Here is a 9,837-nt window from a genome sequence, read left to right as displayed (position 1 = left end):
GCCCTCGGGCCGCTGCCTGAGACGCCACCGTACGTTTCTTCTTCATCGGCATATCCATGATTTTTACCTCTCATGATATGCCTCGCCCACAAAATGCCGGATAGGTCCCCTTCCGATGGTCGTATCAAAACTCTCCACGAACCACGAGGAGGCGCCCCGAGAAAACTCCGAAACATCGAGTACGATCAATTGCTGCAACGGTTCAAGACAGAATGTATGCCAACCGTCGAAGCCACATGTCTTCGACCTCCCATAACCCTTCACGTTAAGCAGAACGGCTAGAGATTCCCGGATCACTTTGTCGCGGCCAATGATCACAATGGGCCCGACTATGGGTGGCGGCTTCGGTATCGCATGGGGACCTGCCAAGCGCAACTGCCACTGACGGCGCAGCCACTCCAACCGCGACCGCTCGTAACGGTGCTCCGCGCGCGCAAGCGCAGCGAGGGACGTCGCTGGATCGTGCTCCAGGCGTTGCAGATCTATGACGCAGAGGATCCGATTTGCGCCATGCGCGCGGCGCCTTCGATTGGCGTGTTAGCCGTTCCACGACTCGACGTTCAGGACGATCTGTGCAGCCCGCTGCACATCCTATGTGGATAGCGACGGGCTTTTCAATCGTGTGCGCTGGCGCTTTGGTGCACGCTCAGGGGGGAGATATGCAGACGTTCTTTCGTGCAGCAATCCGGCGTGCGACGAGGGATTGGAAACGCTCAAACATAAGTTTGGCACTGCCTGCCAGCAGTGCTCGTGGTGCCGCGGTGTGGGTGGCGACTGGCGCGAGAGCGCCGAGGACGACGACGCCTGTCTTTGACGGCGGGGATCAGCCGTTCAGTTGCGACTCGACATTGAGGACGATCCGCGCGACCGGGTTGTTGTCGGCGGAATCTGGAGCGAATTTGATCTGAGCGAACGTGACAGCAGCGAAAGCGACGACGACGAGGGCAGCAGATGCGGCGATGCGGGGAATGTATTTCACAGGGACTTCCTTTCGAGGTGTAGGCAGAAACTGGCGAAGCTGACAGGGGGCCGAATCACTTCGGCGCCATGACTGTCGACAACTGGCAAGGACGCACACGGGGTCCGATCGCGCCTGGCGATCTGGACCGCACTGCAAAAAGAGGGGCGACCCAAACCCAGCCACTATAAAGGTTTTACCCGTGTGTGCAGTGCGACACCAGGTCGCCAGTGGGTGCTTAGTTCTTGAGCAGCGTTTCGTAATTGAAAGGTCTATGTAGGCTGTAACGAGCAGTGCGGCACTGTGCTTTAGACCACCATCGGCAATGTGTTAAAAATAGGCTTAACATGGGATACGCACGCCACCAATGGCGCGTAGGAGATTCCATGGACCATTACATTGTGCTAGCGGTGATTCTGCTAGTCGCTTCGATCGCGTTTGCGTCCGTGCTTTATACGGGCACGCACAAACGCCATTGAAGGCCAGTGGTGAGACTTTGCCGCTGGTTCAGGCGGCACGGGAAATCGGACGACCACCAGCCCGCCACGTAAGGCTCCCGGCGGGAACCCGCAAGACCTCCAGGCTAATTGCGCAGCTTGGAGGAGCGTTCCGCCTTCTTCGCAAGGAAGCGCTGGTAGTGCGCCCCCAGGTAGACAGCCTGTTCTGCCGTGGGTGTCTTGCGCAGGCGCGTATGGTCCCCCGCCAGACGGGCACGTTCTGCCTCGTCGATCGCATCGGAGAAGAGCAGCTCGCCAGTCTCGGGATGGACAGACATAAGGTAGCCGTCGTAGACCTTGTCCAAAGTGCCCGCGAGCAGCAAGCCATTGCTCGTGTCCAGATTCTCTACATCGGTGCTGTCCGTCCATGGCTTGGCATGACTCGCGACCAGCGCTCTCAAGGTGTAAGCGCCGGTCACTGCGCACTGGCCTTCCCACAGTTCGATCATGTCCTTGCGGCGCCGTTACGTCGCACCTGGCGCTGAGCATGAAGTTTATTGTCTGGCGGCTCGCCCGAACCACCGCCCGAAAGCGATTCCACCGTTTGACAAACTCCGGCGCAAAGCGCCGCACCATGCAGGATCTTCGTGTGCGTGAGCGAGAGACTCCGTTCACCATCGTTTCGACCCGTAGAACTGAATGATTTTGTCACCAGCGCGGCCTTGTGGGGTTGCGATCGGAGCCGTGCGTATAGACACATTTAATGTGCTCTACGGCCGGCGCCGACGGCAACGCGAGCCTGTAAGCGAAGTACGGGACCTTCTTGAGGTCCGCGCCTGCTCAAGTGTCGGTGGCAACGAAACCGTTACCGCCCGGCACCCCTCCCTGTGTCGGCTCCGTGCTCGCAGAGCAGCTTTGCATGCGCCAGAGCTAGCAACGTCTCAATTCGCCCCCCTCGCATGGTCGCCCTCGGGCTGGCAGAGTTGATAGGACGACGAGCTTTTAAACTTTCGGCGTATCGCGGTTATGTTTGCAGTAGCTCAGGGCAGGAGGCCGGAGCACAGTAGCGCATCTCCATCGAATGACTGTACTCGGCGGCGCCTGGGTCGTTCGAAGCTGCATGGTGGCTGTCTCTTGATGGTCGATTGGTTGAGGTCGCCAACGGCCGCTTAGTGGCACTCCAGTTTGCAAAATCTGGATTTGGCTGACTGACCGGTTTGAAGAACGTTGCCTGACCGGAGTGGGTCGGGTGCGGCCCGCCACGACGAGCAGCCCCCAACGGATGCGGGGCGGCAGGGGCAATCACTTGACCATGGTCGGCGATACCCGGGGTTGCCTGCGCCGAATACGCTGAGCGCGGCGCGAGATGCGTACGCGGGCGCTTCCTGCATTTTTCTGCACTAGAATCAGTTATGCTGTCGTAGACAGTACCTGGCTAGCGCAAGGTGCGGAATTCTCGTTGGAGGAATGCCATGCCGACTTACCAGTACAAATGCGAGAAGTGTGGTGAGATGTTCGAACATGCTGAGCATCTTGCTGAACATGAAACCGCTCATCCGCCTTGTCCGAAGTGCGGAAGCGAGAAGGTCCAGCACATACCCACGCCATTTGTGGCGAAAACATCCAGAAAGAGCTGAAATCTGTCTGACCGAACGAAGGCATAATCCGGCCGAGGGGCCTTGTCAAGTTGGGGTCGACGGGTCCAACTGTACACCGAGAGTAGGATTCCTTATTGATGTGCGTAGGCGGATCGCGCGCCTGCCCAGTCGTACCAAGCGGACAATCTCGCCTTGAGTTGTTCCCGATGTCTGGTCGCTTTCATCCGGTGTCGGGGCAACGCGAAGTGCTGACGGATCGGACCGAAGCGCGACAGAAATGCCTGCGTGCGGCGCGGGTCACGGAAACCCTGCATCTGGCGCTCACGCCGGCGAGTGGGCTGGTGACTATTCTCAGCGCGGTTGTTCACCCGGGCCGAGGCCTTCACAAAGACATGCTTTACGCCGGTGAGCTCCGGCACCTCCGCTTTGGCTGCCGGATAGCTGCGTAGCTGATAGGTGACAATCTTTCGGGGCACCGGGTACGAGCGCAGTATCTTCATGAAGAAGCGTTTGGCGGCAGCCTTGTCGCGGCGCTTCTGCAACAGGATATCCAGTTCAGTACCGAGCATCGACTGCACGCCAAAGCACGTACGGTTCGTCACGCAGCTTCAGCATCAGCTCATCGAGGTGCCAGGTCGAGCCCGGCACGCCGCGTTCGGCTTTCGCACGGCGCGCAAACTGCGCACCAAACCGGTCACACCAGTTGCGCACCGACTCGCAGGTGACGCTTGCCCCACGCTCGAGCAGCAGTTCCTCGATATCGCGCAGGCTCAGGTTGAAGCGGTGATACCAGCGTACCGCACAACTGATGACCGCTGCCGGGAAACGGAAGCCGTGATAGGGCGACTTGATCTTCTTCATGCCACATTCTACGGCGCGCCCAACTTGACATTGCCCTCGTATGGGTAGTGGATGGGAAGAGGAGAAGAGCAGATGCCGAGCAGTTTCGGAAAGCATTGAGTTGCAGCGTACCGATTGGTTAGGCACAAAAATTCTCCCAGACGGATGTTCCTTGCTGCAGGAATGGGGAGACACTAGCGCTCCTGTCTTTTTTGACTTTGGGGGCGGTCCGTCACATCAGAGCCGCGTTCTCATCGCTGCGTGAGACGCCGTGCACGCCTCGCCACTTTGCGATGCCCGGTTGACGCCTGCCCGGCAGGAACGGGCAGGCAGCGCACGCATAATGATGCTAACGATAGGCGACAAAAATCGAAAAGAAATTGAGAAATAAATCATGCGAACCGCGCTCCCAGCACCTATGTATCGACATAAGGCGAAAAAGCACTGAATATTTGTCAGGCCAAAGAATCGAGCATGCTGTGAGGCCGACGACTTTTTGTCGATCAGCGGTGCTGCGCCTGCCTGAAAGGAGGATCCCCGTGGCCTCCAGGGCGGATCCAGGCCAGGTTGATATTCTCGATGTGCAGGTGAGATATTCCACCGGCGTAGATGACTCGGATTTGGCGCGTGTCATGTAGCAGGTCCGACATTAAAGACCTGGCACTTTTTAATCGCGCGAAATAAATATCGTAATCCTAAATAATTAGATCACATCCTGTTACAAGGATATGCTTTTCTCATAGGGTTCCTGTCCTCTATGCTTGGTCGCGAGCAATGCGCCGGTTCAGTTGTCGACAGCGAAGTTGTTCGTGACGTCAGTCGACGAAAAGGGTTGGCCTGTTGTTGGCGCCAGCGGTGTTGTGGTTGCCGCGGGTTCTATCTTTCCGAGAACGACCGGAGCGTCCAATGTTGCATGCCTTCTTCTTCGATTCGGCCGCGAACCAACCGCACAGTCCCGCTTTGTGGGTTGATGGGCATTCTTATACCTACGGGGAGATTGAGGTTCAGGTGCGACGTGTATCGTCCGGGTTGGCATCGGTCGAGCAGGCCGGCGACGCGAAGCGTTGTCTGCTGTTTGCGCATCGGAGTGCCGCGGCCTATTGGGGCGTGCTAGGCATTCTCGACGCCGGGTTGGCCTATGTGCCGCTGAGTCCGAAGATGCCGGCGGCGCGGATCGCGGCCATTATCGAGCAGTCCGGTGCGCCGGTGATGCTGGTCGATGGTCATTGCGCTGCAATGCTTGATGAGGTGCTGCCTCTTCTTGAGGAACCTCCACGGATTTTCCGGCTTGACGAAGAGGGAATCAATCCCAACCAGCTTTCCGGTGCCAGCCGATTGCAGCCTCTGCCGGTTGCAGCGTACACGCTACGCCGGGGCACGATGAGCGATGTTGCTTACGTGCTGTTTACCTCTGGATCGACAGGCACACCGAAGGGGGTGCCAATCACGCATGCGAACGCCGACGCCTACGTAAAAGGCCAATTGCAGCTGCAGGAGAAGTACAGTAACGCTCGCTATATTCAGTTATGCGAACTGGTATTCGATCCCTCCGTGCATGACATATTCGTTTGCTGGGCGAACGGAGGTTGCCTGTACGTACCGGACACTGTTGACCCTCTATTCAACGCGGATTTTATCAAGCGACACGAGATTACCCACTGGAATAGCGTGCCTTCCGTGGCCGGCCTTATGCAGCAGATGCGCAAGCTGGCGCCAGCGGCCTTTCCGAGCCTGCGGGTTTCCATGTTCGGTGGCGAGCCATTGACTCGCTCGCTGACGCTTGCATGGATGCGCGCGGCGCCCAACAGCCGAATCCTGCATATGTACGGGCCAACCGAGGCAACGATTGCCTGTACGTGCTTCGAGGTGCAGAGGGGATTTCTTGAAGACGGACAGAACACCGTGATGCCGCTGGGCTGGGCTTTGCCAGGAGTGGAATTGATGGTTGTCGATGCCGCGCTCGAACGTGTCGCCTTCGGTCAGCGGGGGGAGTTGCTGGTTGCGGGTCCGCAGATTGCAGGCGGCTATCTCGTACCAGACGATGCAGGCAGTAGCCGATTTGTCAAAAAGGTCTATCCTGGCAGGCGCGCGCGCCGGTGGTATCGGACAGGCGACGTTGCGAGCACGACTGCGGACCACGGAATCGTGTTTCATGGTCGTCTCGACAGGCAGGTCAAGATTCGCGGAAACCGCGTTGAGCTGGAAGAAGTCGAGAACGTCGTGCAAGCGTGTAGTCAGGGTACGCAGTGCGCGGTGATCCCGTGGCGGGTTGACGAGGCGGGACGTGCCGCCGGGCTGATTGCCTTCGTGGCGAATGTCAGGGTCGAGCCGGATCGGGCTCTGCAGGCGTGCCGGCAGCGCTTGCCATCCTATGCGGTTCCAGAGCGTGTCGTAGTTGTTGATTCGTTACCGCTCAACGCGAACGGGAAGATCGACAGAAAGGTGCTTGCACAACAGTGCATCAGCGACACACTTGCCGACAAAACCATGGACCGGTCTGTGCGACGTATTGCAGAACGTCTCCATGCGTGAAGGATGGACGAAATACCCAGATGTACACGGGTGACAGGGGGATGAATGAAAGCCGATCTGCGCAGCATCATTTCGGAAACTGCATGCCTTGACGTGCCGGTCGCAAGCTTGAGCGACACCGACGACCTCTACGCCGTCGGCCTGTCCTCGCTGGGCACCATACGCGTAATGCTGGCGATTGAAGAGGCGCTGGGCATCGAGATACCGGCCGAGCTGATCACGTTTGATCTGTTTCAAAGCATCGAGTCCCTTGCACGCATGCTCGCTTCGCTGAAACAGGACAGACGAACGGAGTGCGCACCGTTCGCGGCCATGCAACGACGGGAATAACAGGGAGGGCAGCGATGAGGTCAGCAATGAGGCCAGTTACCTTCGATGGCTGTTTTGGGGTGCTGCACCTGCCGGCAGGCGGCAGGGCGACGACGGCTGTCGTGTTGTGCAGTCCCTTCGGCTACGACGCGCTTTGCGTGCATCGCGGCTGGCGCGAACTTGCGGAAAGACTGGCGGCAGAAGGCCGCACGTCCGTTCTGCGCTTCGACTATCCGGGAACGGGTGATTCGGAAGGCTACGAGGAAGATGCGCAACGTCTCCGCGCATGGGTAGAAAGCATCAAGGCCGCAGCGCGATATCTGCGTACGGCTACCGGTGCGACACGCCTGATTCTTTGTGGCTTGCGGCTTGGCGCGCTTCTCGCGGTCGTGGCCGCCGAGGAACTGGGGGATGTGGACAGCGTGGTGCTGATGGCGCCGGTTATAGCGGGCAAGCGCTATATCCGGGAGTTGCGCATGCAGCATGAGAGCTGGCTCAAGACGCCCAACGGCCAGACCACGGCACAAGCAGATACCGATGCGCAATCGGTGGGCGCATTTGGATTCCAGTTGCATGCCGACACACTCGACGACCTAGCCGGCGTCGACCTTGCACGGCGTGCACGTGTGCCTGCGCGGCGTGTACTGGTGCAGGATGTTTGCAGCAGTGCGGCTTCGCGCCACCTGGTGGAACACTACCATGAGCGGGGTGCGAGCGCGGACGTACAGGTCTTTCCCGAGTTCGACAAATTCCTGACCGATCCGCGATCCAGCGTGACGCCTCGACGGGCTTTCGACAGTGTGCTCGAGTGGCTGGGCTATCAGTCCAGCGGGCAGCGAAGGTTTGCGCCGAAATTGCTGCCGCCGGTCGCCGACACACGGATCGATTTTGCGCATGGCCACGAGAAACCTGTGGTTTTTGGGGAAGGGCAGTATGCGGGTATCTTCTGCAGACCGTGCCACGCGAAAAGTTATGCACCCGCCGTACTGATCGTCAATACTGGCGGGGTTCATCGTGTCGGTGACGCGAGGCTTGCCGTGCTGATGGCAAGAAGGCTTGCGGCGCAGGGCATCGCCTCGTTGCGCATGGATATCGGGGGGCTCGGAGATAGTCGGCAACACGGGGCGTCCACGACGCTTGAAGATATTTATGCCAGTCATGCAGTCTCGGACGCGCTCGTGGGTGTGGACTGGTTGACGGCGGCCGGATATCAGGGCGTCGTGACGTTTGGCGTCTGTTCAGGCGGCTACGTTAGCATTCACGCGGCATTGGCTCATTCTCGCGTGGTGGGCTGCATGTCGATCAACTTGCCGTTCTTTTTCTGGAACGGCCCGCAAACGAAACCGAATGCGCGGCGAATCGAATCCAGCCGCGTGTATTGGCGCTCGGTGCGCAGTCCCCGCAAGTGGCTCAGGTTGCTGACCTGGCGGTCAAATGGAAGCGCGATCGCGCTGGAGTTGGCACGCCGCTGGTTCGTGCGCCTGACTTCGCTCGCCAGCAGCCCGATCGACGGGATATCTGGCATCAACCCCTCGACAGACGCCATTGGCAGGCTGCTGATGGACCTCGAGCGCAAGGGCGTGCAAACGTCGCTGGTCTACGGTTCGATCGATGTAGGACTGGATGAACTGGAGAGCCGTTTTGGGCGCAACGGGAGTGCACTTCACAGATTGACGAACGTCAATGTCAAGGTGCACGACAAGGTGGATCACTCGCTGTTTTCGCGCAGTGCGCGAGAAACTGTCATGGCTATTTTCGAAGATTATTTGCGCGGGAGGACGCTTGGCGCCGCGCGTGCTGAGGCCCCTGGCGCGGCAAATCTAGGCTCACGCCCGTTGTGCCGGACTTAGGTTCAACGCGGTCTGCGGCAGAGCTGCCCAACAACGACAAAGCTCAACCTCCGCATCGCAGGCGGGCAGTACCGAGGCGCAACCTGACGGGCTAACGCTGTACGACCGGGTGGCGCACGTCCTGACACGCACCACCGGACGATGCGCGGCCCTGTTTCCAGACGGGTGGATTATTATTATGGTGACTAATGACGCGTACGAGTCTCTCCGCTCGATAGTCGATCGGGAAATCATAAAAATAGAGCGTTCGGCATGTTTGTCGACCGCGATCGAATCCACGCCAGACGAGAATACCCGAAGGCTATTTCAATCGGGTCTCGCATGGATGGAGGGTTTTATCATGAAACCTCATGCCGAACTGGGTCGCCGTGGCGCTGTCTGCCCGTTCGCCAGGCCTGTCCATAACGACGATTCCCTGGTCTTCTGTGTGTGGAATGCAAGTAATCTGCGATTTAATGATTTCTTGTGCGTACTAAAGAAAATTTCCGAATCCTATTTCAGGCTGCTTGACCGCATGCACGGAAATTCGAAGCTGTTTTCGATGTGCGTATTTGTGCAGGGGATCGAAGATTATCAATATGGTCAATACATCGACGAAGCGCATTCGTTGACCAAGCCTGCCTTTATGGAGGCGGGATTGATGCTGGGTGAGTTTCATCCTTTAAGTCTGACGAAAGGTACTCATTCGGAGACGTTCCTGCCAATGCGCAGTAATCAGCCTGCATTTGTTGTGCGGGCAATGTCGCCTCACGACGCACTGTTTATCGATCGTGCCGATAGCCCCGCCGAAGTCCGTCTTCGCGAACTGAGGCATTACCAGCGATGGGTTGGAGACGCTCTGCCGGAGACGGAAAACGCGAGAATTCATAACCGGATCACGGAGCTAAGGTCGGTGATAGCCAGGCAAAGTTGAGGTTTAGTCGCAATAAGGTGTTGCGAGGAGTGGCACTCCCTTTTAACTAGGCGCCCTTATTTGGCAAGCGAGTAAAATTGGTCTTCAGGTGTTTGGTTCAAACCATGGGTCAGCATTTGTCCCTTGGCGATCATTATGCTAGCACTTCCACATGCGCAGCAGTCACGATGCTGACCATTGACGCGCAACACCCATGCGTGGACTTTGCGGCGCACGCGCAGCGGGTCGATGTAAGGGTGACGCGGTGACCTGCCCCCGCCAGTAGGGCCAACGGGCTTTTAGCAAAGTCCCCTTTTGAGCGGCCCCGGCTTTCAGTGCCAAAGGCAATGTTAGTCTTCGGCGTTCTGTTGGTCCGTCAGCTGGGCCTGCAGGCCCAGCTGACGGACGTATTCGGCAGGTG

The 9,837-nt window shown here is 58.4% G+C and carries 7 protein-coding genes and 2 pseudogenes; 5 read left to right on the top strand and 4 right to left on the bottom strand.

From position 1 onward, the window contains the following. Positions 1-823 precede the first annotated feature (823 nt). From HV773_RS36030 to HV773_RS37655, 3 genes and pseudogenes are all read right to left on the bottom strand, one after another. Positions 824-979 (bottom strand): hypothetical protein, encoded by a 156-nt coding sequence (locus HV773_RS36030; protein WP_156992751.1) that lies wholly within the window; start codon positions 977-979, stop codon positions 824-826. 562 nt (positions 980-1,541) lie between these two features. Continuing rightward, positions 1,542-1,895, bottom strand: coding sequence for an HNH endonuclease (locus HV773_RS36025; RefSeq protein ID WP_425496435.1), 354 nt, complete (start codon positions 1,893-1,895; stop codon positions 1,542-1,544). Position 1,896: 1 nt separating this feature from the next. After that, positions 1,897-2,068 (bottom strand): annotated as a pseudogene (locus HV773_RS37655) (IS6 family transposase); the annotation flags it as partial. Between the two features lie 799 nt (positions 2,069-2,867). Between HV773_RS37655 and HV773_RS36020 the strand changes: the two are divergent. Beyond that, the gene (locus HV773_RS36020; RefSeq protein WP_175198492.1) at positions 2,868-3,032 is read left to right on the top strand and encodes an FmdB family zinc ribbon protein; all 165 of its coding nucleotides are present in this window, start codon (positions 2,868-2,870) and stop codon (positions 3,030-3,032) included. Positions 3,033-3,124: 92 nt separating this feature from the next. Here HV773_RS36020 and HV773_RS36015 read toward each other — a convergent pair. Continuing rightward, positions 3,125-3,854: pseudogene (locus HV773_RS36015) on the bottom strand (IS6 family transposase). Between the two features lie 885 nt (positions 3,855-4,739). Here HV773_RS36015 and HV773_RS36010 point away from each other — a divergent pair. From HV773_RS36010 to HV773_RS35995, 4 genes are all read left to right on the top strand, one after another. Then, positions 4,740-6,365, top strand: coding sequence for an amino acid adenylation domain-containing protein (locus tag HV773_RS36010; protein WP_175198491.1), 1,626 nt, complete (start codon positions 4,740-4,742; stop codon positions 6,363-6,365). A 45-nt stretch (positions 6,366-6,410) separates the two neighbouring features. Further along, positions 6,411-6,695, top strand: a complete 285-nt coding sequence (locus tag HV773_RS36005; RefSeq protein WP_175198490.1) for an acyl carrier protein — start codon at positions 6,411-6,413, stop codon at positions 6,693-6,695. 26 nt (positions 6,696-6,721) lie between these two features. After that, positions 6,722-8,524, top strand: a complete 1,803-nt coding sequence (locus HV773_RS36000; RefSeq protein WP_246282650.1) for an alpha/beta fold hydrolase — start codon at positions 6,722-6,724, stop codon at positions 8,522-8,524. Between the two features lie 178 nt (positions 8,525-8,702). Next, the gene (locus HV773_RS35995) at positions 8,703-9,437 is read left to right on the top strand and encodes a DUF6875 domain-containing protein (RefSeq protein ID WP_343052441.1); all 735 of its coding nucleotides are present in this window, start codon (positions 8,703-8,705) and stop codon (positions 9,435-9,437) included. Positions 9,438-9,837: the final 400 nt, after the last annotated feature.

Source organism: Paraburkholderia caffeinitolerans, from assembly GCF_902859945.1.
Taxonomy (GTDB): domain Bacteria; phylum Pseudomonadota; class Gammaproteobacteria; order Burkholderiales; family Burkholderiaceae; genus Paraburkholderia; species Paraburkholderia caffeinitolerans.
The sequence above is the reverse complement of the archived record's forward strand: the minus strand, read 5'-3'. Positions and strand labels throughout refer to the sequence as shown.